19 protein-coding genes are annotated in these 22,063 nt (G+C 59.9%); 15 read left to right on the forward strand and 4 right to left on the reverse strand.

Going from position 1 to position 22,063, the window contains the following annotated elements; genetic code table 11:
* Positions 1–27: 27 nt before the first annotated feature.
* Genes ACXADQ_RS11130 through ACXADQ_RS11145 form a run of 4 tightly spaced genes read left to right on the forward strand, consistent with a single transcriptional unit; the run spans position 28 to position 5,890 of the window.
* Positions 28–1,920 carry a TRAP transporter permease gene (locus ACXADQ_RS11130; protein WP_475320346.1) on the forward strand — a complete coding sequence of 631 codons (1,893 nt, stop codon included), beginning with the start codon at positions 28–30 and terminating at the stop codon, positions 1,918–1,920.
* Positions 1,921–1,967: 47 nt separating this feature from the next.
* Entirely contained in the window at positions 1,968–3,593 is a 1,626-nt protein-coding gene (locus tag ACXADQ_RS11135; protein ID WP_475320350.1) for a flavin-containing monooxygenase, read from the forward strand.
* Positions 3,594–3,648: 55 nt separating this feature from the next.
* Positions 3,649–5,133: an aldehyde dehydrogenase family protein gene (locus tag ACXADQ_RS11140; protein ID WP_475326071.1), complete on the forward strand. Its 1,485-nt coding sequence runs from the start codon at positions 3,649–3,651 to the stop codon at positions 5,131–5,133.
* Between the two features lie 43 nt (positions 5,134–5,176).
* Positions 5,177–5,890 (forward strand): SDR family NAD(P)-dependent oxidoreductase, encoded by a 714-nt coding sequence (locus ACXADQ_RS11145; RefSeq protein ID WP_475320352.1) that lies wholly within the window; start codon positions 5,177–5,179, stop codon positions 5,888–5,890.
* Between the two features lie 90 nt (positions 5,891–5,980).
* Here ACXADQ_RS11145 and ACXADQ_RS11150 read toward each other — a convergent pair whose 3' ends face one another.
* The 4 genes from ACXADQ_RS11150 to ACXADQ_RS11165 all read right to left on the reverse strand — a co-directional run bounded on the left by ACXADQ_RS11150 (position 5,981) and on the right by ACXADQ_RS11165 (position 10,307).
* Positions 5,981–6,937 carry a cupin domain-containing protein gene (locus tag ACXADQ_RS11150; RefSeq protein WP_475320354.1) on the reverse strand — a complete coding sequence of 319 codons (957 nt, stop codon included), beginning with the start codon at positions 6,935–6,937 and terminating at the stop codon, positions 5,981–5,983.
* Between the two features lie 12 nt (positions 6,938–6,949).
* A complete protein-coding gene (locus tag ACXADQ_RS11155) occupies positions 6,950–7,816 on the reverse strand; it encodes a fumarylacetoacetate hydrolase family protein (RefSeq protein WP_475320355.1) in 867 nt (288 codons plus the stop codon).
* 15 nt (positions 7,817–7,831) lie between these two features.
* The gene (locus ACXADQ_RS11160; RefSeq protein ID WP_475320356.1) at positions 7,832–8,614 is read right to left on the reverse strand and encodes an IclR family transcriptional regulator; all 783 of its coding nucleotides are present in this window, start codon (positions 8,612–8,614) and stop codon (positions 7,832–7,834) included.
* Between the two features lie 61 nt (positions 8,615–8,675).
* A complete protein-coding gene (locus tag ACXADQ_RS11165; protein ID WP_475320357.1) occupies positions 8,676–10,307 on the reverse strand; it encodes an FAD-dependent monooxygenase in 1,632 nt (543 codons plus the stop codon).
* Positions 10,308–10,686: 379 nt separating this feature from the next.
* Here ACXADQ_RS11165 and dctP point away from each other — a divergent pair, with 379 nt between their 5' ends.
* The 11 genes from dctP to ACXADQ_RS11220 all read left to right on the forward strand — a co-directional run bounded on the left by dctP (position 10,687) and on the right by ACXADQ_RS11220 (position 22,036).
* On the forward strand, positions 10,687–11,715 hold the full coding sequence (dctP, locus tag ACXADQ_RS11170; RefSeq protein ID WP_475320358.1) for a TRAP transporter substrate-binding protein DctP: 1,029 nt from the start codon (positions 10,687–10,689) through the stop codon (positions 11,713–11,715).
* 89 nt (positions 11,716–11,804) lie between these two features.
* Positions 11,805–12,728, forward strand: coding sequence for an SDR family oxidoreductase (locus tag ACXADQ_RS11175; protein WP_475320359.1), 924 nt, complete (start codon positions 11,805–11,807; stop codon positions 12,726–12,728).
* Positions 12,725–13,585: a MaoC family dehydratase gene (locus tag ACXADQ_RS11180; RefSeq protein WP_475320360.1), complete on the forward strand. Its 861-nt coding sequence runs from the start codon at positions 12,725–12,727 to the stop codon at positions 13,583–13,585. Before ACXADQ_RS11175 ends, ACXADQ_RS11180 begins: the two co-directional genes overlap by 4 nt.
* Positions 13,582–14,010 (forward strand): Zn-ribbon domain-containing OB-fold protein, encoded by a 429-nt coding sequence (locus tag ACXADQ_RS11185; protein ID WP_475320361.1) that lies wholly within the window; start codon positions 13,582–13,584, stop codon positions 14,008–14,010. Before ACXADQ_RS11180 ends, ACXADQ_RS11185 begins: the two co-directional genes overlap by 4 nt.
* Entirely contained in the window at positions 14,007–15,155 is a 1,149-nt protein-coding gene (locus ACXADQ_RS11190; RefSeq protein ID WP_475320362.1) for a thiolase C-terminal domain-containing protein, read from the forward strand. Before ACXADQ_RS11185 ends, ACXADQ_RS11190 begins: the two co-directional genes overlap by 4 nt.
* On the forward strand, positions 15,155–16,681 hold the full coding sequence (locus tag ACXADQ_RS11195) for an AMP-binding protein (RefSeq protein WP_475320363.1): 1,527 nt from the start codon (positions 15,155–15,157) through the stop codon (positions 16,679–16,681). The genes ACXADQ_RS11190 and ACXADQ_RS11195 overlap by 1 nt, the downstream gene beginning before the upstream one ends.
* A gap of 239 nt (positions 16,682–16,920) precedes the next feature.
* The gene (locus ACXADQ_RS11200) at positions 16,921–17,913 is read left to right on the forward strand and encodes a TAXI family TRAP transporter solute-binding subunit (protein ID WP_475320364.1); all 993 of its coding nucleotides are present in this window, start codon (positions 16,921–16,923) and stop codon (positions 17,911–17,913) included.
* A gap of 94 nt (positions 17,914–18,007) precedes the next feature.
* The gene (locus ACXADQ_RS11205) at positions 18,008–19,909 is read left to right on the forward strand and encodes a TRAP transporter permease (protein WP_475320365.1); all 1,902 of its coding nucleotides are present in this window, start codon (positions 18,008–18,010) and stop codon (positions 19,907–19,909) included.
* Between the two features lie 38 nt (positions 19,910–19,947).
* Positions 19,948–20,499, forward strand: a complete 552-nt coding sequence (locus ACXADQ_RS11210) for a MarR family transcriptional regulator (protein ID WP_475320366.1) — start codon at positions 19,948–19,950, stop codon at positions 20,497–20,499.
* Between the two features lie 64 nt (positions 20,500–20,563).
* The gene (locus ACXADQ_RS11215) at positions 20,564–21,349 is read left to right on the forward strand and encodes a helix-turn-helix domain-containing protein (protein ID WP_475320367.1); all 786 of its coding nucleotides are present in this window, start codon (positions 20,564–20,566) and stop codon (positions 21,347–21,349) included.
* 216 nt (positions 21,350–21,565) lie between these two features.
* Positions 21,566–22,036, forward strand: coding sequence for a TRAP transporter small permease (locus ACXADQ_RS11220; RefSeq protein WP_475320368.1), 471 nt, complete (start codon positions 21,566–21,568; stop codon positions 22,034–22,036).
* Positions 22,037–22,063: the final 27 nt, after the last annotated feature.

A 22,063-nucleotide genomic window follows, 5' to 3' on the forward strand; every position in this document is an offset into this window, starting at 1 on the left:
AAAGGTATCTCCGGAATGAACCGCTTGATGCTCGCGTACCGCGACATGCTGTTGGCCGCGCCAATGATACTTGGGCTCTTGTGGGTCTTTGATGTTCCGATTCACCTGGGCTGGCCCATTCTGCAACCGTCCTATCTGGCGGTTGTGGTCGGGCTGAGCATCGCGGCGGCCTATCTGGTCTATCCTTTCAGGGAAAAACCGGGCGCCCTTGAAATTGCCTTGGGTGGCCTGGCGATGTGGGCTTGGTTTGTCTGCGCGATCAATGTCGAGGCCTGGATGTACACCGCCGGGACGCGCGGCCTGGACAAGCTGATCCCAGCGGCGATCGGACTGGTGCTGTTATGGGATTCCCTGCGTCGGGCCGCCGGTATGGGGATCGCCGTCTTGATCGGTCTGGTGGGCCTGTACGGTGTTTTCGGCCATCACGCCCCCGGGCAATTCGAGGGCACCTATGTCAAGCCGGACCGGCTGTTGATGTATCTGTTCTCTGACACCAACGCGGTGCTGGGGATCGTCCTGCAAGTCGTCGGGGGCATGGTTCTGGCATTCATCGCCCTGGGCCAATTGATGGGTCAAAGCGGTGCAACGCAGTTTTTCAACGATATCAGCCTGGCGCTTTTCGGGCGCAAACGCGGTGGCCCCGCCAAGGTCGCGGTGACGGCCAGTTCGCTGATGGGGATGATCAACGGAACGGCGGTTGGAAACATCCTCTCGACCGGGGTGATGACCATCCCGTTGATGAAGCGGATCGGCTTTCCGCCGCATGTGGCCGCCGGAGTCGAGGCCGTGGCCTCGAACGGGGGGCAGCTGGCGCCACCGGTAATGGGGGCGACCGCTTTCCTGATCGCCGAATTCTTGCAGATCCCCTATAGCGAGGTTGCGCTTGCTGCGGCGCTTCCGGCCTTTCTGTATTACCTTACGGTGTTTGCACAGGTGGATTTCTATGCTCGCCTGTCGCCCAATATTCGGCCCAGCGACGAAGCGCAGCCCCGCCTGCTGAGCGTATTCAAAACCGGGTGGGTTTTCGTTTTGCCCATCGTCGTGCTGGTATTCCTGCTGTTTGGGCTGCAATACAACGCCTCGAAAAGTGCGCTCATCGCGGCGTTTTCCAATGTCATTCCGGTGCTGATCGTGAATCGGGCCGCGCTGAAACCGGCCTTTGTGATCGAGTTCTTCGTCGGCGCGGGCCGGTCGCTGTTGCCACTGATGCTGATCGGCGCGGCTGCCGGAATCGTCATCGGCGTGATGAACCTGTCCGGGCTTGGGTTCAATATCACCCTGTCGCTGGGCGGCATCGGCGAAACTCTTGGGCTGTTGCCCATGCTGATCACCACGGCGCTGCTGGCCATTTTGCTGGGATTGGGGATGCCGACGGCGGCGGTCTATGTCGTTGTGTCTGTGCTGTTGGCGCCTGCACTTGAGCGGATGGGCGTATCCGCTTTGTCGGCACATATGTTCGTGCTGTATTTCGGCCTTGCCTCGATGCTGACACCTCCCGTGGCGATTGCATCCTATGTGGCGGCGGGTATTGCGCGGGCCTCTATGTGGAAGTCGGGGTTTGCGGGATTGGCACTGGGATCATCATCCTTCCTGCTTCCTTTTGTTTTTGCCGTGAACCCCGCCTTGCTGATGCAGGGCAGTTTTTCCGAGATCCTGAATTCGATTGTCCTGATGTCCCTGTCGGGGCTGCTGCTGTCGCACGCGATCTGCCATCTGGGCTTGGTGCATGGGTTCGTCTCTTGGAAGGCCGTGCCCTCGCTTGTGGCCAGCGTGATCGTTGCGCTGGTGTCGATCTGGTTCACTGAAAACTCGATGATCTGCGGCGCCGTGGCCTGTGTGGCCGCCGGGTATCTGATCGTTCTGGTGAGGGGGATGACACCCTTTCAGCACGCGACACACCAAGCCGAAACCGAAGCTTAGCGCGCAATCCAACGCGTAACTGAATACCAATTCAAGGAGAAAGTTGAATGTCGTCAACTGACTACGATGTCGTTGTGGTAGGGGCCGGGTTCGCTGGCATGTACGCCCTGCACAAACTACGCGCCCTGGGCCTGCGCGTGCGCGTGTTCGAAACCGGCGAGGATGTCGGAGGCACGTGGTACTGGAACCGATACCCCGGTTGCCGCTGCGATGTCGAAAGCTACGAATACAGCTACTCGTTTTCGCCAGAGCTGGAGCAGGATTGGGACTGGTCCGAGCGATATGCGACGCAGCCCGAGATTCTGGACTATGCAAAGCACGTCGCGGATCGGTTTGATCTGCGCGCGGACATTCAGTTCGCAACGAAAGTCTGCGCGGCCCGCTATGACGAAACCCTCAGCATCTGGACCATCGAGGTTGAAACCGGCCAGAACGGCGACACCCCGACATCCGAAAGCGTGACAAGCACTTACATGGTTCTGGCGACCGGATGCCTGTCAGCGGCCAAGTTGCCCGAGTTTGAGGGTCTGGATCAGTTCAAGGGTGACCTCTATCACACGGGCTTTTGGCCCCATGAAGAGGTAAATCTGGCCGGGAAACATGTCGGGGTCATCGGAACCGGGTCGTCGGGCATTCAGGCCATCCCGATCCTGGCGCAGCAAGCCGAGCACCTGAGCGTTTTTCAGCGCACCCCCAGCTATTCGATTCCAGCCCGAAACCGGCCCTACAGCCCAGAGGAAAAGGCGCAGATCAAAGCTGGCTACAAGGACGTGCGCAAACGCGCCCTGGAATCGCGTGGGGCGCTGACCGTAGATGCCGCAACGGGCAAGTCCGCGATGGAATTTAGCCCCGAAGAACAAGAGGATATCCTAGAGGCACGCTGGCAACATGGCGGCGCGTTTCAGTTCCAATATGCATTCAATGATGCGCTGTACAATGCCCAGTCCAACGAGGTTCTTGCCCGGTTCGTGCGCACCAAGATTGGCGAACTGGTCACCGATCCGGATGTGGCCGAACGGCTGACGCCTTCTCATATGATCGCCACCAAACGGCTCTGTCTGGACACCGGGTATTACGACACGTTCAATCAACAGAATGTATCGTTGATTGATGTGAAATCCGACCCGATCAAACGGTTCAACGAAGACGGGATCGAGACCGAGAATGCGACTTACCCGCTGGACGCCGTTGTCTGTGCCACCGGTTTTGACGCCATCACCGGTGCAATTGCCAAGATTGATATACAAGGTCGCAACGGGCTGAAGCTGAAAGACAAATGGGAAGACGGAGCGCGCGCCTATCTGGGCGTGATGAGCGCGGGGTTCCCGAATATGTTCATCGTGACCGGGCCCGGCAGCCCTTCGGTCTTTACCAATGTGTTGCGCTCGATCGAGCAGCATGTGGAATGGCTCAGCGATTGCATTGAGGACATGACTGGGCAGGGTGCGAGCTCGATCGAAGCCACGCAAAAGGCTGAAAATGATTGGGTCGAGCACGTGAACGAACTGGCCGATGCTGCGCTCTATAACAACTCGGACAGCTGGTACAACGGGTCGAATGTTCCCGGAAAACCACGCGTCTTCCTGCCTTATGTCGGCGGATTCCCGGCCTTCAAAGCCCATTGCGAGAAGATCGTCGCCGCCGGTTATGAGGGGTTCGACATCCGCAAATAATCTGGCGTGCAGCCCCCGAAACCCCAACCGAGTGCCATACGGAGCGGACAAAGTGATAACGCAAGAACAAGTCGATTTGATCCGAAACGATCCGGTCGCGAAAGGGAGCCTGTTGATCGGCGGCGACTGGGTCTCGTCGCGCGATGGGGCGACTTTGGATGTTGAATCTCCCATCAATGGACACGCCCTGACAACCATCGCCGACGCTGGTGCGGCAGATGTGGACCTGGCGGTGACCTCTGCCCGGGCGGCCTTTGACTCGGGTGTCTGGTCGCGCGCGGCCCCCTTGCATAGAAAGAAGGTTTTGAACCGCATCGCTGATCTGATCGAGCGTGATCAGGTTGATCTTGCGGTTCTTGGATCCAGGGACAACGGCACCGAGATTGCGTTTTCCTATAATGCAGAACCAGGATCAGCCGCCGCAACGTTCCGATATTACGCCGAGGCGATCGATAAGATGTATGGGCAAATCGCCCCAACATCTGAGGACGTCCTGGCCCTTGTTCACCGAGAAGCCATCGGCGTGGTCGGGGCAATCGTGCCTTGGAATTTTCCTTTGATGATAGGTGCTTGGAAGCTGGCAGCGGCCCTTTCTGTGGGCAATTCCGTGGTTTTGAAACCCGCAGAAACCGCATCGCTGACCTTGCTGAAGCTGGCTGCGATCTGTCTTGAGGCCGGCCTGCCCGAGGGCGTGCTGAACGTCGTGACCGGACAGGGCGGGAAATCGGGCGAGGCGTTGGGCCTGCATATGGATGTCGATGTCTTGACCTTCACCGGCTCGGGGGGCGTTGGGCGGCGTCTGCTGGAATACTCGGCCGCCTCGAACCTGAAACGCGTGTATCTTGAGCTGGGGGGCAAGTCGCCAAATATCGTGTTCTCAGACGCCGCCGATCTGGACGCCGCTGCCATGGTGTCGTGTTTGGGGATTTTTCGCAATTCCGGGCAGGTCTGTGTCTCTGGGTCGCGATTGCTGGTTCAGGAAAGCATCCAGGCCGCGTTTGTCGAAAAACTTGTGGCCTGTGCGCAAGGGTTGAAACTGGGGGATCCCCTGGATTTGACCACTCAGATGGGGGCGGTGAATTCAGCGGCGCAGCTGTCAAAAAACCTGGCATATGCCGCCGGAGCCGTTGCGGATGGCGCGGACTTGCGAACCGGAGGGGCGCAGACCAATGCCAAAAGCGGCGGATACTACATGGCGCCGACGATTTTCGACAATGTTGCGCCCAGCAGCAGGTTGGCCTGTGACGAAGTCTTTGGTCCCATTCTGTCCGTCATCCCATTCAAGAACGAGGAAGACGCCGTTCGCATCGCGAATAGCACAGAGTTCGGCCTGGCCTCGGCGGTCTGGACGGCGGACCTGTCCAAAGCACACCGAATGGTCCGCCAGATCCGGGCTGGCGTGGTTCATGTGAACACCTATGGGGGCGCGGATCTGACGGTGCCGCTTGGGGGGCACGGCCAGTCCGGAAACGGGTACGATCGGTCTTTGCACGCGCTCGACAAGTTCACCAATCTCAAGTCCGCGTGGATCAAACTCTGAGCCCAAAAAATCGCGTAAGTCACAGAAAACGAAAGAATATGACATGAACAATGGCAAGAAACGCGTGGTCGTAACGGGCGCCGCAAGAGGGATCGGCGCTGCGGTCTGTGGGATGCTCCGGGACGAGGGCTGGCACGTTATCGCAGCGGATTTGCAGCCCATCGAGGCGTGGGACCTTGATCTGACCCCGGGGATAGAGGCCCGGCAGATCGATGTCAGTGATACGGTCAATGTTGATGCCGTATTCGACGACATCGGCCCCATAGAGGCGCTGGTGAATTGTGCCGGTATCGCGCTGCCAAACCAAGAACAGGCGATGGACGCGTTCGAACGGGTGATTGATGTCAACCTGAGCGGTACGATGCGGTGCTGTCTGGCCGCAAAACGCGGGTTTCCTGCGGGCACGGGCGTTGTGGTGAATTTGGCCTCGGTCTTTAGCTTTGTCGGAGGCGGGCATCTGCCGGCCTATTGTGCCTCGAAGGGGGGCGTTGCGCAGTTGACGCGCGCCTTGGCGGCGGCCTGGGCCGAGGATGGGGTGCGGGTAAACGCCGTGGCGCCTGGCCTGATCGAAACCGAAATGACGGGCGGAATTCGGAAAGAAACACAACGGAATCAAAAGATTATAGATCGGGTTCCCCTAAGCCGCTGGGGCCAGCCCGACGAGGTGGCCGAAGTCGTGAGCTGGATGCTGAGCGATCGGGCGACATTCGTGACCGGATCGGTCTACACGGTCGATGGCGGGTTCAGCGCGGTCTGAGGCCGCCCGCGCCCAATCAGAGGCCCAAAAGGACCAAAGCCGTGCCGCAGGTGGAAATGCGGCACGGCTTTGGTGTTTCAGGCCAGCGGGTTATTCAACCTCGTGCCGATCAAACCCAAGCTTTTCGAACACGGGCGTGTCTGAAACGCGGAACAGGATCCCTTGATCGGATTTGCCATGAGACAGCGTTTTCCAGCTTGGCACACAGAAGACGTCGCCACGGGCCCAGTTGAATTGCTGTCCGTCGACAGTGGCAGTGCCGGAGCCTTCGATGCCCACAAAAATCTGGTTGCAGGTCGATTTTACAGTCGGTCTTGCGCCGGGTTTGAGCTCGAGCATCTCCAGCTTGACCGTGGGCAGTGCAGGCGCACCCAGCTCGACACTCCGCGTGCCCGCGCTGTCCCATGCGGCCAGATCCAGATTGGCGCGCGTGTCTTGCCAGTTGAACACAAACTCGGACGGGCGGGCGACCGATTCAGCCGGTTGCAGGCCGTTCCAGTTTTCCAGGAACATGGGTTCCAGCAGGTGCACCAGGGGAACATCCAGGAAATCAATCCAATAGCCAGGGCGATCCCCTTCGTTTCCGTGCCCGTGCCAGGCCATTCCTGGCGTCAGCAGCACGTCATTCTGTTTCATGTCCACGCGGATTCCGTTCACGGTCGTGTAGGCGCCCTCGGGAACATCCAGAACCAAACGCAGCGCGTTTGGCGAATGCCGATGCGAGCGCGCGGTTTCGCCCGGAAGGATCATCTGATGCGCTGTCACCAGGGTGCGCACGGTCGAGTATGTGTTGCCCTCTTTTGGGTTCACCATGAACAGGTTTCTGCGCTCTGCTTTTTCGGCGCTGATCAGTCGGCCGGCGGCGTCGAGACCCGCCTTGGCCTCGTCCCAGCTCCAGAAGTTGGGCAGGAATCCTGTGCGGGGCTCGGGCCAAAGCGACGCTTCGGTCTTGTTCCAGCCAGCACGGAAATTCAACGGGTCCAGCGAGTCGTTCAGAACGTCCAGCTCGACAATTTTTTCAAGATCTTGCGGGGTTGGTCTGGTCATCACGGCCTCCTTTTAAACCTCTTTGGGGATCGCGATATTGTGCCCGCCCGATCCTTGCGTGACCGGCACGGACATGCTCGCGACGCGTTCGATGTCGATGGAAACGGTGTCACCGGGCACGACGGGGCCAACGCCTTCGCAGGTGCCGGTGGCAATCACGTCGCCGGGTTCCAGCGTCATGACCGAGGAACACATCGAAATGGTTTCGGCCACGTCTACGATCATGGCGTCTGTGTTGGCTTCCTGGCGCAGTTCGTCATTCACCCACAGGCGAATGTCCAGATTGTCGGGATTCCCAACCTCGTCTGCGGTGACGATATAGGGACCGACCGGCGTGAACGTGTCATAGGATTTGCGGATGGCGCGCTCTTGTTTGCCGCGCACTGTGATGTCCAGAAGGCAAGAATAGCCAAAGACATAGTCCAGGGCCTCTTCGCGCGGAATATGGCGGCCACGTTTACCAATGATGATGGCCAGTTCGGCCTCGTGATGCATGCTGCGGCCCGGCAGATCGGGCAGCTCGATGGGTTCATCCGCACCAGACAGGCTAGAGCTGCTCAGGATAAAGAAACCCGCGTTCTTGGAAATAGCAGGGGACGACATTTCGACCGCATGGGCGTGATAGTTCACCGGGATCGCGATCAGTTTGTTGGGCCAGGGCACAGGCGTGATCAGCTTGACCGAGGACAAAGGCACGGGCTGGGCAGCCGCCGCAGCTGCCAGAATGGCGTCTTTGCGTGCCTCAAAATCGGCGATCAGTTCAACCGGGCCCATCGGGGGCCATGCCTTGGGATCAATGCCAGCGGCGTCTGTCACGTCGCGGACCATGTTGTCGTCGACCAGACCAATCCGGCCGTTGTCGTATCGTGCTATTTTCATTGTGTTTTCCTGAGTCTATTCGATTTTCACCGTCCGCGCGTTTTCAAGACGGGTGATTGCGGTTTGGATGATCGTGTAGTCCCCCCCCATACGCCGCGTCAGCTCGCGGGCCTGGGCCAGCAACAGCAACGCGATCTCGGGGGTGCGTTCATCATTGATCCTGCTGGTCGGGCCCGTGACCGCCAGGGCGGCTTCGATCTTGCGACCCTTGAAAACGGGAACAGCAACGGCCGCCGCACCCAGTTCGACCTCGTCTTTGGACAGGGCAAACATGTCGGTGCGGATGGCATCCAGCAGGGGGGTGGAGGCATCAGAGGTAAAGGCTTGCAGCACCCGGCCCGGTGCCCCGATCCCCAGGGGGAAAGTGTCGCCGACTTCGACATTGTCACGGATCCGGTGCTTGGACGGGACCCGATAGGCGACGACACGATTTTTCCCTTCCAGGATCGAGAAGGACGCGCTCTCGCCTGTTGTGCTGGCAAGATTGGTCAGGGCGCTTAGGATCAGATCGTCCTCGCTGACCGAGGCATGGTACAACCCCGCCAGTGTCAGCGCGAACGACCCGATGTGATACAGGCCCGCCTCGTTTTGCGAGACCAGATTGACAGATTGCAGGGACGAGAGAAACCGCAGCAGCGTAGGCTTGTTGATGCCTGTGCGCTCGGCCAGCTCGATCAGGGACAGGTCAGGCTGTTCGCGCGTGAATGCGGACAGAACTGTCAGTCCTCGATTAAGCGTGATGGCACCACCTTGTGCGCCGCTGTCGTCTTTTTGCCCTTCTTGCGTTCCGCGACCCATGGGGAAGACTCCTTTGTTGTGTTTGGTCATGGAAGTTGCGTGAAGGCTCGTCCCGGCCATGTCAATTGCCGGTTACAGTTGCCAGCACCTTGGTCAGGTCCTCTGGCAGCTCGTTTCCGCGCCAACACACGTGCCCATCCGGCCGCACCAGCACGAAACGGCGCTCGTACAGCTCTTGCAGAGAGGTGTCGGTGAAGGCCTCGCTTTTGATCGGAATCCCCATTGATTCCGCCGCCTCGATCAGCGGAGTCGCATCCGCCTCCGTGTCGGTGGTCACGATGGTGAAACCGTCGCCATCAAAGCTGTCCAGCGTGGTGCGATCCTGGGTGATCCAGGCATGCGGAGCGCGAAAGCCGGGCCAGGTGGTCTGGATGGCGATGCGTGGATCATCCGGCGGCTCTGGGGTACCATCGGCGATAACAATGGGCGAGTCCGCATAGCGATACCCGATATGCAGACCGGTCGTGCGGAACTGCTTGGACAGCCATTTGAAGCGCGGTTCCAGTGCCTTGCGTTTCTCCTCGGCTTCGGGCGCATCAATGTCCTCGGGGGCCATGCGCATCATGCTGTCGATCCGGTCGGCGTTCGACGCGGCCGTCATCGTGTTGCGGAAGGCAATCGGGCGTCGTTCCGCCTCGTAGCTGTCCAGCAGGGTGTCACCGCCCCAACCGGACAGAACCGCATCAATTTTCCACGAAAGATCAAAGGCATCGCCGATCGCCGTGTTCATGCCAACGCCGCCGGTCGGGCAGAACAGGTGGGCTGAATCCCCCACCAAGAAGACATTGCCGCGCCGGTATTCATTGGCGACCGCCTGGTGGTGGGCCCAATGCATGGTGCGCAGGACTTCGAACTCGAAATCACAGCCCATCGCGGCGCGAATTTCTTCTTCGGGGTTGATGTTGTCCAGGTCTTCGTCGTCATCCAGAACATAGTGCTGGTAGTTCCACAGATCCTTGTCGTCGATCATCGTGAACACCCCGAAATTGCCCTGGGTGAACAGGAAATACAGGTTCCCGCGTCCGACTTTGGCGTGTTTCAGGAAATCCTTGGACCGGAACAGAAAGCTGATGTTGCGCCGCATGGCGCCGCGCCCGGTATAGGGGATGCCCAGCTTGGTGCGCACGGCGCTGCGGCCACCGTCACAGGCGATCAGATACTTGGCCTTGACCGTTGTCGAGCCCATGGCTTCGACGCCGCCGACCTCGACGGAAACGTGATCGCCGTGGTCCTCGTAGTCACGCATTTCCCAGCCATAGCGCAGATCGACGTTTGGCAGCTTTTTCACGAAATCCCGCACGACCGGTTCAACCGCATGCTGGCCGACCTGAACCTTGAAATAGGGGGTGACCTTGGAATCTTCGGTTGCGGGCATGTCGCCGCGCGCCATGGCAAAGTGATCATTCGGCGAAGGTGAACTGTAGTGGTGCAGGACGTGGCCGCTCATCGTGGTGGCAAAGATCACGTCATAGTCAAAGTCCAGCGGCAGGCCGGCCTCGAGGATCTTATCCTGCAATCCAAAGCGCCGGTAATACTCCATCGAGCGCGATCCCAGCAGCGTGGCGCGCGGGTGTTTCGTGGGCTCTGTGCGCCGTTCCAGCACCAGACATCGGCGCCCCCGTTTCCCCAAATCCGCGGCGATAGCCAGACCGGCCGGCCCCGCGCCAACGATGACAACATCAAATTCAGACATGCTTCCTCTCCAGTGATTTTGTCAAAAAATGGAATCGCGTTTTAAAAAAGTCAACAGTGGTGAAATTAGGGTATCGATGAATTAGTAGGACTGGAGGGGCTACGGATTTTTGCTTTTCTGTCGGTAAGTGCAGGGAATGGCACGGGAAAACTCGCAATGGTACAACAAATTATGAAATATAATTTCAATAAATCTAATTTGGGCGCGTCCAGAATTTGGACGTCGCTCAGATTAGCGAAGATTTTTTCGCAAACAGGGTCGAAGCTCGGTGTGAACGACGCTGCAACGGCCACCAAAGTCCGTGTTCGCCAAGCTGCCGGTCCAAAGAAGACCGACCGAGCGCGCAGCGCGTTCAGCCAATATGGAGGGAGGAAAGTCCATGGTTCATTCAAGGCTCTTTTCGCGCATGCTGACGCTGGTTGCTGCGCTATGTGTTTTCACCGCGACCACTGCGATGGCGGACAAGGTGACGTTGCGCGTGGCCTATTTCGCCGCGCCGAACGCTCCGGTCGTTCGGGGGGTCATTCGCCCCTGGCTGGATGCCGTTGTCGCCGACAGTCAGGGTACGCTGGATTACAAGCTGTACGAGGGCGGCACGCTGGGGCGAAACCCGGCCGAGCAATATAAACTGGTGCGTGACGGCGTGGCCGATATCGCCTTTGTCGTGCCGGACTATACCGCGGGTGTCATGCCGGGCTGGGGCGTCACCAGCATCCCCAATCTGGTGCTGAACGCCAAAGAGGCCTCGTTGGCGTTGGAACGCGCGATGCGCGAAGGCCTGATTGAAACACCCGATGGCGTGAAGGTGCTGGGCGTGTTTTCGACCGATGTCTACTCGATCCATTCGTCCAAGCCGCTTGAAGGGTTGGCCGGACTAAAAGGATTGCGCGTCCGCGGTGTGGCCAAGGCGCAGCTCGAAGCCCTGGTGCGTTTGGGCGCCGTGCCTGTCCCCAATGTGCGCGGACCAGCCGTGGCCGAAGGCATCAGCCGGGGCACGATGGATGCTGCCTTGTTCGATTACTCCGGCTACAAAGCGTTCCGGATCGACGAGGTTGGGCCCAACCACATGGAAATCCCCATGGGGGCAGTCGGGTTGATCCTGCCGATCAACTCCGCCACCTGGAACAAGCTGTCGGATGCGGCCAAGCAGGCCTTCAACACCCACAGCGGTGCGGCTTTTGCTGAAAAGTTCGGGACGGTCATGTATGACGCCAACCTTGCCCTGCGCGAGGCCGCCTTGGGTGCCGAGGGCAATGTGCTGGTTGCATTGGATCAGGCCGATCAGGATGCCTATGCGGCCGCCCTGGACGGTGTCGAGGCCGCCTGGGTCGAAGGGGACGCCACGCGGCAAGCTCAGTTTGACGGGTTCACCCGAATTCTGAGCGAAATCCGCGCCTCCATGAACTGATCTGCGCGACACGGATCCAACCGTTTTCACTTTGATACATCAAACAACCGGGTGCCTGACATGGGTGCCCGGACCAGAGAAAGCTTGAGATGGAACAGATACTGGAAGGCAAGACAATCGTTGTGACCGGGGCCGGGCAGGGCATTGGTCTGGGGATCGCCAAACGCGCGGCCCTGTTGGGGGCCAACGTCGTCGTCAACGATCTGGGGTCGAAAACGGACGCGACCGGCGTGACGAAGTATTCGGCCGATCTGGCGGTCGAGCAAATCACACAGGCCGGCGGCAATGCCATCGCCGATCGCACCAACATCGCAGAGACCGGCGCAGGGGATCAGATCATCGAAACCGCGACCAAGGCCTTTGGCGGGCTGAACGGGGTCGTGAACAATGCCGGTATCCTGCGCGACAAGATTTTTCACAAGATGTCGGACGCGGACTGGGACGCCGTGATTGCGGTGCATCTGAGGGGGTATTTCAACGTTTCGCGCGCGGCTGCGGGTCTGTTCAAAGAGCAAGGCCACGGCGCCTTTGTGCATTTCAGCTCGGCCTCGGGGCTGATCGGCAGTGTCGGGCAGGCCAACTATGCGGCAGCCAAAATGGGGATCGTCGGCCTGTCCAATTCAATCGCGCTGGACATGATGCGTTTTAACGTGCGCTCGAATGTCGTGGCCCCCTGGGCCTGGAGCGATCTGGTTGCCACCGTTCCGATCAAGACCGAAGAAATGGCGAAACGCATGGAGGCGCTGCGCAAATATTCGCGCGCAGAACAGATCGCGCCGATCGTGACCTTCTTGCTCAGCGATCTGGCCAGCAACGTGAACGGCCAGATTTTCGGGGCGCGCGGCAAAGAGGTGTATCTGTTCGATCAGCCTCGCCCAAACCGGATGATGCACAGCGGAGCCGAGGAATGGAGCGAGCAGGCGCTCTCGGACAAGATGCTGCCGATGTTCAGGGATGCCTTTAGCGAACTGAAACATCACCGCGACGTCATCAGCTGGAACCCCACGCCATGAGCTTGAACGCAACAAAACTGCAGGCCTGGCGCGGGCAGGGGGTTTCGCAGAACTCGGACCGGCGCAGCATCCTGTACGCGCTGGGTGTCGGCCTGGGCCAAGAGCCAACCGACGAAGACCAGCTGAGCTATGTTTTCGAAAGAAACCTCAGGGTTCTGCCGACCATGGCGATGGTTCTGGGCGCCCCGCTGGAATTTCTGCGCGACCCCGAGATCGGGATTGATTTCGCGCGGATGCTGCATGGTGAATCCGGCCTGGTGATGCACGATGTTCTGCCCGTGGACGGGCATTTGCGCGCCGAGGCCAAGATCGATCAGCTGGTGGATCGCGGCCAAGACAAGGGCGCGGCCTGCTACTTTTCGAACGAGATTTTCGATCAGGATACGGGCAAGCATCTGGCCACCAGCACGGGCTGTTTCATCCTGCGGGGCAATGGGGGATTTGGGGGCGAGGATGCAGAACCGCGCAAAGCCCATCCGGTCCCCAGACGTGCGCCCGATCTGACCTGCAGTTTGGCCATCCCCGCGCAGGCGGCGCTGATCTATCGTCAAAGCGGAGATCTGAACCCCTTGCACATCGATCCGGCCATCGCTGCGCGCGCCGGGTTCGACCGGCCTATCTATCACGGGCTGGGCACGTTTGGGGTCGCGGGTCATGCCGTGTTGCGCACTTTGTGTGACTATGACGCGACACGGTTCCAGCGTCTGGATTTGCGCTATGCGGCGCCGGTTTATCCCGGCGAGACCCTGGAATTCGCGTTCTATCACCAGGGGTCGGGCCGCTATGCGCTGACGGCGCGCTCGGTTGGCCGGGATGTGATCGTGCTGAAAAACGGCTTGGTAGAGGTGCGCGCATGACCACTGAGCCAGCCAAGAAACAAGGGCGTCTGCTGCCCAAACCGACCCCGGAAACCCAACATTTCTGGGAGGGCGCAAAGCACGGCGAGCTGCGGCTTCAGCGCTGCTGCGCCTGTGAAACGACCTATTTTCCGCCGCAACCGTTTTGCCCGTCCTGCACCTCCGGGGATGTTGAGGTGATTGTGGCCTCGGGGCGGGGGACTTTGCATTCTTATGTGATCAGCCACAAGCCCACGCCGGGGATTGCGCCGCCATACTGCGTGGCGGTGGTCGAACTGGCCGAAGGGCCAAGGATGATGAGCAACATCATCGGCACCGACATCACCCCTGAAAATCTGCCATTGGACATGCCGGTTCGTGTGCAGTTCGTAGAGCAGAATGACGAGATTGCTCTGCCGTTCTTTCAGCCCGAGGATCTCATATGACGCAAGCAGCTATCGCGGTCGTCGGAGCCGCTGAATCCGATCAATACGGGGTTGTGCCGGGTCTGTCGCAGCTGGGCCTGTGCGCGAATGCGGCCCTGCGAGCCCTGACGGATGCGGGGCTTGGCGTGGAGGATGTGGACGGAATTGCCACCGCAGGTGCCAGCCCGGTACAGCTGGCGCATTATCTGGGGGTCAAGCCGGACTGGATCGATGGCACCGGCGTTGGGGGATGCTCGTTCCTGCTGCATGTCCGCCATGCCGCCGCCGCGATCAGCGCGGGGCTGTGCCATACGGTTCTGGTGGTTCATGGCGAAAGCGGGCGCAGTCAGGTCGCCAATTCCGGTCTGCCGTGGCCGCCCAATCCCGGGTCACTGGGCGGGCAGTTCGAGGCACCCTTTGGTGCCATCAGCTCGCCCACGATGTTCACTGTGCCGGTGTTGCGGTTCCTGAAAGAAAACGGCCTGACGCCCGAAGCGCTGGCACAGGTGGTATCCGTCCAACGGGAATGGGCCGCGATGAACGCCCGCGCGCAATACAAAGAACAACTGAGCCCGCAAGAGGTCCTGTCGGCCCGCCCCATCGCCTATCCCTTTACCAGGCCGATGTGTTGCCCCCTGACCGACGGGGGCGGAGCGCTGGTCCTGACCTCGGCCGAACGCGCCAGGGATTTCCCGACCAAACCTGTCTATGTGATCGGAACCGGTGAAAGCAGCGAGGCGCCGATGATCAGCCAGATGGCCGATTTCAGCAGCAGCCGTGCCTTTCGCCGATCCGGACAGCTGGCCTTTGCCCAGGCGGGGATCGCGCACCGCGATGTGGATCACCTGATGATCTACGACGCCTTTGCGCATTTGCCGCTGTATGGCTTGCAGGACCTTGGGTTCTGCGCCCCGGGCGAGGCGGGTGATTTCATCGCCAGCAGGCAAACCGCCCCTGGGGGATCGCTGCCGGTGAACACCAATGGCGGGGGGCTGTGCTACATGCATTCGGGCATGTACGGCATGTACGCCCTACAAGAAAGCGTCCGGCAATTGCGGGGCACAGCAGACGCCCAGGTCGAGGGCGCGCGGATATCCGTGGCGCATGGAGTCGGTGGCATGTTCGCCGCTGCCGGCACGATCATTTTCAGCAACGAGGCCCCCTGATGTTTCTTGGAACCCATGCCGAGCGCACGCCCGACAAACCCGCGCTGATCATCGCCGAAACGGGCGAGATGGCCACCTATGCGCAGGTCAATGACAACGCGTTGAAAATCGCCCAGTTCCTGTCGGTCGCAGGGCTGAAGCGCGGGGACACGATCGCCATCCTGATGGAGAACCATATCAACTATATGGATGTCATCTGGGCGGCGCTGCGGTCCGGGTATTACGTGACCACCATCAATCGCTACGCGACCGCGGATGATGTGGCCTATGTTCTTAAAGACAGCCAATGCCGTGCGTTGTTCGTGTCTCAGGCGCTGCGCCAGACCGTGTTGGCCATTCCAAACCTTCAGGACATTTGCCCAAACCGGGTGATGGTGGGGCGGGCGCCGCAAGGATGGTTGGACTATGGCGACATCCTGACCGCCTTTCAGGCCACGCCGCTGCCCGATGTCGGAGCCGGGGCGACGATGATGTATACCTCGGGGACGACCGGCCGCCCTAAGGGCGTGATGCGGGCATTGCCCGATCAAAGCATCAAGGCTGAATGGGACTTCTTGCCCCTGATGGCGCCCGCGTTTGATCTGTCGCAGGACATGGTCTTGTATATGCCCGCCCCGATGTATCACGGCGGCCCGATGCTGTTTTTGCGGGCGGCGCATAGTCTGGGTGCCACCATCGTTCAGACCCGGAAATTCGATGCTTTGCGCACGTTGCAGGATATCGAGACCTACCAGATCACCCATTCCTTCATGGTCCCCACGATGTTTGTTCGGATGCTGAAGCTGCCCGAGGCGGATCGCACTGCTTATGATCTGTCCAGCCTGCGCAGCATCGTGCATTCCGCGGCCCCGTGCCCGCGCGAGATCAAAGAGGCGATGATCGACTGGTGGGGGCCGATCATCCACGAATTCTATGGCGCAACGGACGGCGGGCTGTTGCCCATCCGGTGCGAGGATTGGCTGCGCCGCCCCGGTGCGGCCGCCTTGGCCGCGCCAGACAGGGTTCGGATCTGCGCCGAGGATGGCACCGAAATGCCCGCTGGCGAAGAGGGATTGATCTATTTTGTCAGCAAGGGAGCACCCGCCCAGTATCGCAATGATCCCGACAAGACCCGCGCCGCCCGGCATCCGGTCCACGACACCTGGGTCAGCGCTGGCGATGTGGGGTATGTGGACGCGGATGGGTTCTTGTTTCTGACGGATCGCAAAGCCCATACGATCATTTCCGGCGGGGTGAATATTTACCCTCAGATCATCGAAAACGCCCTGGTCCTACACCCTGCGGTCGCAGACGCGGCGGTGTTCGGAGTGCCCAATCAGGACATGGGGGAAGAGGTCAAAGCCGTGGTCGAACTGGTCGAGGGCCAGCAGCCGGGGGCCGATCTGGCGCAGCAAATTCAGGACTTTCTGACCCAGAAGATCGCCGCCTACATGCTGCCCAGATCGCTGGACTTTTCAGAGGCGTTGCCGCGCACCGCCTCGGGCAAGTTGATGAAACGTGAACTTCGGGCCGCCTATTGGACCTAGGGCGGCTCCATTCTGCCAACGGGCGGGTCGCTGATGCTGCGTGCACAGCGCCAGAATCATCGGAAGCGCCCGACACGGGCAGCATTCGCCAAGTCTGAGTGGCCACTGACAAGGCCATTCTGAAAAATTCGCAAATACAGAAACTTAGGAGGTGAACAAAAAAGTATTTGTGAGAATCACCAAACTTAGTAAACTTGTTTACGATCTGGTTGAGGAAACAGATCGTACGGGAGGAAGAAATGAACACCATCAAAACCGCCTTTATCGGTGCAGCCACGGCCTGTCTTCTGTCTGCGCCGGCCCAGGCTGACCTAAAGGAAATCACCATCGGGTCGAACCCTTCGGGCTCGGTGGCCTATATGCTCAGCAGCGGGTTTTCCAAACTCTTCCAGGAAGAGTTGGGCATTCGCTCGAACGCCCAGCCCTATTCTGGGTCCTCGGTCTATCTGCCCTCCATCGCGGTTGGCGAGGTGACGCTGGGGATTTCGACCACCGTTGACGCTGGTCTGGCCTATGCCGGGAAAGCCGCCTTTCCAAAAGAGCTGGACAACCTGCGGGTGTTGGCCAAGGTCTGGAATATTTCCTATTCGTTTGTCACGCAGGCGGACTCGGGGATCATGACGGCCGATGACCTGGCGGGCAAACGGATCATGGGGGAAATCCCCGCTGCGCAATCCCTGACTATCATCAACGAGGCGCTACTGGCCTCGGGGGGATTGTCGCGCGATGACGTGACCTTTCTGACCAGTGGCGGGCTGATGGATGGGATCAAGGCCGTTGTCGAAGGACGCGCGGATGCCGCCCCTGTGGCCACCACCATGCCTGTTCTGGTCGAGGCCAATGCCTCGGTGGATGGCGGCCTGCGGATCGTTGGCTATGGCAAGGACGGCTCGGCTGAATTCTTCTCGGATCGTGTGGCGGGGCTGTCGGCTGGCGTCGCCAAGGAAACCAAGAAACGCCCGCATATCATCGGCGACACCAAGGTTCTGTCCTATGACGCGATGCTGGTCGGCAGCGACGCCCTGTCGGACGAGGATGCCTATGAGCTGACCAAGACCCTGTATGAAAACTGGAAAGAGCTGCAAGGCGATATCGGCCCCATTCGCGGTGTCGCCCAAGAGGCCCTGGCGATTCAGAACCCGCCGATCCCGTATCACCCGGGTTCCATTCGCTTCTTCAAAGAAATCGGGCTGTGGAGCGACGCCCACCAGGCCAACCAAGACGGTTTCTAAGACCACGTCTTGGACCACGCACCAACGCCCCTGCCGTGAAATTGGCAGGGGCAATCTGACCAGCTAAATTGACCCTACTTTCTCAGGACACCCTATGCACTCTGTGAAGACCCTTTTGTTGACAATCTGTTGGGTGCTTGCGCCCCTGATCGGCGTGATCTGGGCGCTGAACCTGCCGCAGATCTATGGCGCGCCACTGGTCACGCAACAGGTCATCGCGGTGGTGCTGGGGCTGGGCGTGGCCGCTGGCTTGCTGTCCAACCCTTATTCTGAACGTTTCATTGCTTTGGACATCCTGCTGGCCCTGGCGGGCGCGGCGGCTTGGTTCTGGTATGCGTGGAACTTCAAGGAATGGATGGTCACGCTGGCTTTTCGGACGCCGGATATGTGGATTCCGGGGCTGGTCGGCCTGGTTTTGCTGGCCGAGGCTCTGCGCAAATCCATGGGTCTGGTTATTGCCTGTCTGGTCTGGGTCTTTGTGGCCTATGGGCTGTTCGGAGACGCCCTGCCGGGCACGCTGAAAGCCTCGGTTCTGGCCCCAACCCGCACCGTTCTATACCTGTATGCGGACAGCAACGGCGTGCCGGGGTTGGTGCTGAGGGTGATCGTCACCATCGTTCTGCCCTTCATGGTTTTTGGCAAGGTTCTGGAATTTGCCAACGGGATGACCTTTTTCAACAACCTGGCGCTGGCGGCCGTTGGTGGCCGTCGTGGCGGACCGGCCAAAGTGGCCATCGTAGCCTCGGCCTTTTTTGGATCGATGTCCGGCTCAACCGTGGCCAACATCATGTCGACGGGCGTCTTCACCATCCCGCTGATGATCCGCACGGGCCTGTCGCGCGCTCAGGCGGCGGCGGTGGAAACGGTCGCGTCCAACGGAGGACAAATCGCCCCCCCAATCATGGGGGCGACGGCCTTTATCATGGCCGAGATGCTACAGGTCCCGTACTCGGAAATTGTGGCAGCCGCTGCGATCCCGGCCCTGCTGTATTTTTTGGTCCTGTTCATGAAAGTGGACGCTATGGCCATCAAGAACGGCCTTGTCGGAATGCCAAAAGACGAAATCCCCTCGTTCGTGGGAACGCTGCGCGACGGGTGGGAGGTATTGATTTCGCTGGGCTTTCTTTTGTACCTGCTGTTCGGAACGGGCTTTAATGCGGGGCTGTCGGCGCTGATGGCATCGGGCCTGATGCTGGTGATCCACGCGCTGAAAGTCCGCACCCGTTTCGATTTCCGAGGGTTACTGAACGCCGGCCTGTCCCTGGGTCAGCAATTTGCGCCGCTTCTGCTGATTGGTGGCGCGGCGGGTATCATCATCGGGTTGATGAGCTCGACTGGTTTTGCCTTCCAGCTGTCGCTGGCGCTGACGCATGTGGCGGTCGAGTTCGGGCTGTTTGCCCTGCTGCTGCTGGCGGGAATTGTCGCGGTGATCCTGGGGATGGGGATGCCGACAACCGCTGTCTATGTGGTGCTGGTGACGGTGGTGGCACCGTCGATGGTCGATTTCGGGGTCAAACCGATCGCGGCACATATGTTCCTGCTGTATTTCGGATTGATGAGCATGGTGACGCCTCCTATTGCGATTGGCAGCATCGTGGCCTCGCGCTTGGCGGGGGCCGGGATGTGGGAAACCGGGTTCCTGGGCATGCGCATCGGGGTGACGGCCTATATTCTGCCTTTCGTGTGGATCTACAATCCGGCCCTGGTTCTAGAGGGCAGCCCCGCGCAAATCGTGCTGGCCGTTGTCACGGTGATCGCGGCGGCGTTTGCGTTGAAAATGTCCATGGTCGCGACCCCCTGGAAGGCGGTCCCGCAACGCCTGTACGCACTGGGAATGACGGCCTTCGGGTTGATCGTGATGAGCGCCCCGGCCTGGTTTGCCGACAATCTGCTTGGGCAAGCGATCAGCGCTGCGGCGATCGGGGCGTTGGTGTTTGTGCTGTCGCGCATCGGCACGGGGCAGGCCCAGGCCCGGACGGCGCCCACGCAGGGCTGAGCCCGCAACACCACCAGAGTGGCAAAGGAGGATTCGGTATGACAACAGACCAGCAGACACAGGCGAATGCCGATCTGGCCGCCGAAGAAGACGGCGTGCCGTCAACCGCAGACCTGTTTGCCGAATTGGAAAGCGCCAACTTCAATCTGCGCGGATTGAAATTCTTTGACCGCTCGCTGGCCATTGCCTGTTCGCGTGGACGCGAGGCGATTGTGTCTCGGTTCCGACCGATCCTGCACCGCGAGGATTTCTCGGAACAACAATGGCGGTTGCTGCGCATTCTGTATGACGAGCATCGCTCTGGGCATGGCGTTCAGTTGACCTCGGTGGATTTGGCCGCCCGCGCCTGTATTCACAAGGTCAGCGTCGGCCGGATTCTCAGCGCGCTGGAAAAGCGCGGGTTGACCGAGCGCCGCCTGTGCGAAACCGACGCCCGCGCCCGGATTGTCGGCCTGACCGAGGAAGGCATTACCCTGATGGGGCCGCTGGTCGAAGAAGCCCAGAAAATTCATCAACAGATTGCCTCGGACTTCGGCCGCGAGGACTATATCCATTTGCTTAAGTTGTTGAACAAGCTGGCGAAAATATAGGCTGCTGCGCGGGGGAACGCCGCTTGGATAGACCGTGTTCGTTGACGACGAGGGAGGAGTTTCGATGGGTACGCTGGTAAAGGGTCACATCAAAGGGTTGCATGTTCTCGAGGTATTGAATGCGTTGAAATTTGCAACGGCGCTCGAGGTGGCCGAGCACCTGAATATGCCGCGCCCCTCGGCGCACCGGTTCCTGATGACCCTGGTCGAAGAGGGCTTCGCCGTTCAGATCGGGGGCGGTTCGTATTTCAGCCCGTCCAAAAGGGTCACGAACCTGTGCAAAGGATACGACCCCGCAATCGAAGCCCTGGAGGCCGCGGAGCCGCTGACGCGCGAGCTGAGCAAACAGATCGATTGGCCGTGCTATCTGCACTCGGTCGGCGAGGACGCCATGGTCACACGGGTGGTCTGCAAATCGAACCGGTCCTTGGGATATGCGCGCCAGGGCAGCCATTTATCGATGGCCCATTTTTCCGCCGGACGGGCGTTTTTATCCCGGATGGAGCGAGCCACCCGCGACACCATTATTGACCGTCTGTGTCGCAAGACGACGCGCAAAGATTGCCGGCTGGAAACACCGGATGCGATCAAGGCCATTGTGAAACAATCCCAAAGCCTGGGCTTTGGGTTTCGCGAAAACGGCATGGTGCCTCGAACAGGATCGTTTTCCGTGCCGATCGGGGAAGAAGGCCAAACAGGGGTGTATCTGACCGTTCAGGTGATGCTTGCGGTCACGACTTTGGCCCGCGCTGTGGACCAAAACTTGCCCAAAGTTTCCGACACCGTCGCGATGATCGAACGCCAGTTAGAGCAGGGATGTCGCCGGGAAATGCCCCCTGTCTATAACTAGGGACAGATGCCCGGTGCCCCGGCGCAGCGTCCAAGATTTGGACGCATCCCGAGTATCCGTTCCGTGTGCTGGCGCTCTCTTTCATACTTGGTTGCACGGTGTCAGGCGCAGACCTGAGACCCCCAAAGGGAGGAGAGGCAAGGTGCAAGGCACAGAGCAAATGAACGGGTATCGGCGCAGGTTGGTCCGCATCCCACACCCTCAAGGAGAGCAAAGATGCGCATAGGTCCCCGATTGGGAAATGGCATCGCGCTTGCCTCGGGCATTCTGTTGGGCAGCTATGTTCTGTTGGTGGGTGTGAATGTGTTCTGCCGCTATGTCCTAGGATTTTCTATCCTTTTCTTGTCAGACGCATCCGAGCTGCTGCTGCCTTCGGCGCTTGTTCTGGTCTTTCCGCTGGCCTCATTGCACCAGTCGCACTTGTCGCTGCGCTTTTTGGGGCGGGTGTTTCGGTTTCTGGAAACACCGCTGGATCTATTCGGGCGTCTGGCGTTGACGGCCTTCCTTGGCGCGGTCGCCTGGCAGCAGTTTCGCTATACGCTCGAGGCCCACGAACTGAACGCGCTGACCGTGTTTTATTCGGTGCCGCTTTGGCCGGTTTGGGGCTTTACAGCGGTTTCTTTTCTGTTGGCCGGGGCCCTGACGCTGACGGTCCGGGGCGCGCCCCATGGGGGTGGCCATGATTGATCACTCGATCCTGTGGTTCCTGACGGG

Source organism: Thalassovita sp. ABM4_323 (genome assembly GCF_056158665.1).

What these genes read in the sequence shown, in the direction of transcription:
- ACXADQ_RS11135 (WP_475320350.1), top strand. Translation starts at nt 1,968, where the DNA reads ATGTCGTCAACTGACTACGATGTCGTTGTGGTAGGGGCCGGGTTCGCT.
- ACXADQ_RS11210 (WP_475320366.1), top strand. Translation starts at nt 19,948, where the DNA reads ATGACAACAGACCAGCAGACACAGGCGAATGCCGATCTGGCCGCCGAA.
- ACXADQ_RS11175 (WP_475320359.1), top strand. Translation starts at nt 11,805, where the DNA reads ATGGAACAGATACTGGAAGGCAAGACAATCGTTGTGACCGGGGCCGGG.
- ACXADQ_RS11220 (WP_475320368.1), top strand. Translation starts at nt 21,566, where the DNA reads ATGCGCATAGGTCCCCGATTGGGAAATGGCATCGCGCTTGCCTCGGGC.
- ACXADQ_RS11185 (WP_475320361.1), top strand. Translation starts at nt 13,582, where the DNA reads ATGACCACTGAGCCAGCCAAGAAACAAGGGCGTCTGCTGCCCAAACCG.
- ACXADQ_RS11180 (WP_475320360.1), top strand. Translation starts at nt 12,725, where the DNA reads ATGAGCTTGAACGCAACAAAACTGCAGGCCTGGCGCGGGCAGGGGGTT.
- ACXADQ_RS11205 (WP_475320365.1), top strand. Translation starts at nt 18,008, where the DNA reads ATGCACTCTGTGAAGACCCTTTTGTTGACAATCTGTTGGGTGCTTGCG.
- ACXADQ_RS11190 (WP_475320362.1), top strand. Translation starts at nt 14,007, where the DNA reads ATGACGCAAGCAGCTATCGCGGTCGTCGGAGCCGCTGAATCCGATCAA.
- ACXADQ_RS11145 (WP_475320352.1), top strand. Translation starts at nt 5,177, where the DNA reads ATGAACAATGGCAAGAAACGCGTGGTCGTAACGGGCGCCGCAAGAGGG.
- ACXADQ_RS11200 (WP_475320364.1), top strand. Translation starts at nt 16,921, where the DNA reads ATGAACACCATCAAAACCGCCTTTATCGGTGCAGCCACGGCCTGTCTT.
- ACXADQ_RS11150 (WP_475320354.1), bottom strand. Translation starts at nt 6,937, where the DNA reads ATGACCAGACCAACCCCGCAAGATCTTGAAAAAATTGTCGAGCTGGAC.
- ACXADQ_RS11155 (WP_475320355.1), bottom strand. Translation starts at nt 7,816, where the DNA reads ATGAAAATAGCACGATACGACAACGGCCGGATTGGTCTGGTCGACGAC.
- ACXADQ_RS11215 (WP_475320367.1), top strand. Translation starts at nt 20,564, where the DNA reads ATGGGTACGCTGGTAAAGGGTCACATCAAAGGGTTGCATGTTCTCGAG.
- ACXADQ_RS11165 (WP_475320357.1), bottom strand. Translation starts at nt 10,307, where the DNA reads ATGTCTGAATTTGATGTTGTCATCGTTGGCGCGGGGCCGGCCGGTCTG.
- ACXADQ_RS11195 (WP_475320363.1), top strand. Translation starts at nt 15,155, where the DNA reads ATGTTTCTTGGAACCCATGCCGAGCGCACGCCCGACAAACCCGCGCTG.
- dctP (WP_475320358.1), top strand. Translation starts at nt 10,687, where the DNA reads ATGGTTCATTCAAGGCTCTTTTCGCGCATGCTGACGCTGGTTGCTGCG.
- ACXADQ_RS11130 (WP_475320346.1), top strand. Translation starts at nt 28, where the DNA reads ATGCTCGCGTACCGCGACATGCTGTTGGCCGCGCCAATGATACTTGGG.
- ACXADQ_RS11160 (WP_475320356.1), bottom strand. Translation starts at nt 8,614, where the DNA reads ATGGGTCGCGGAACGCAAGAAGGGCAAAAAGACGACAGCGGCGCACAA.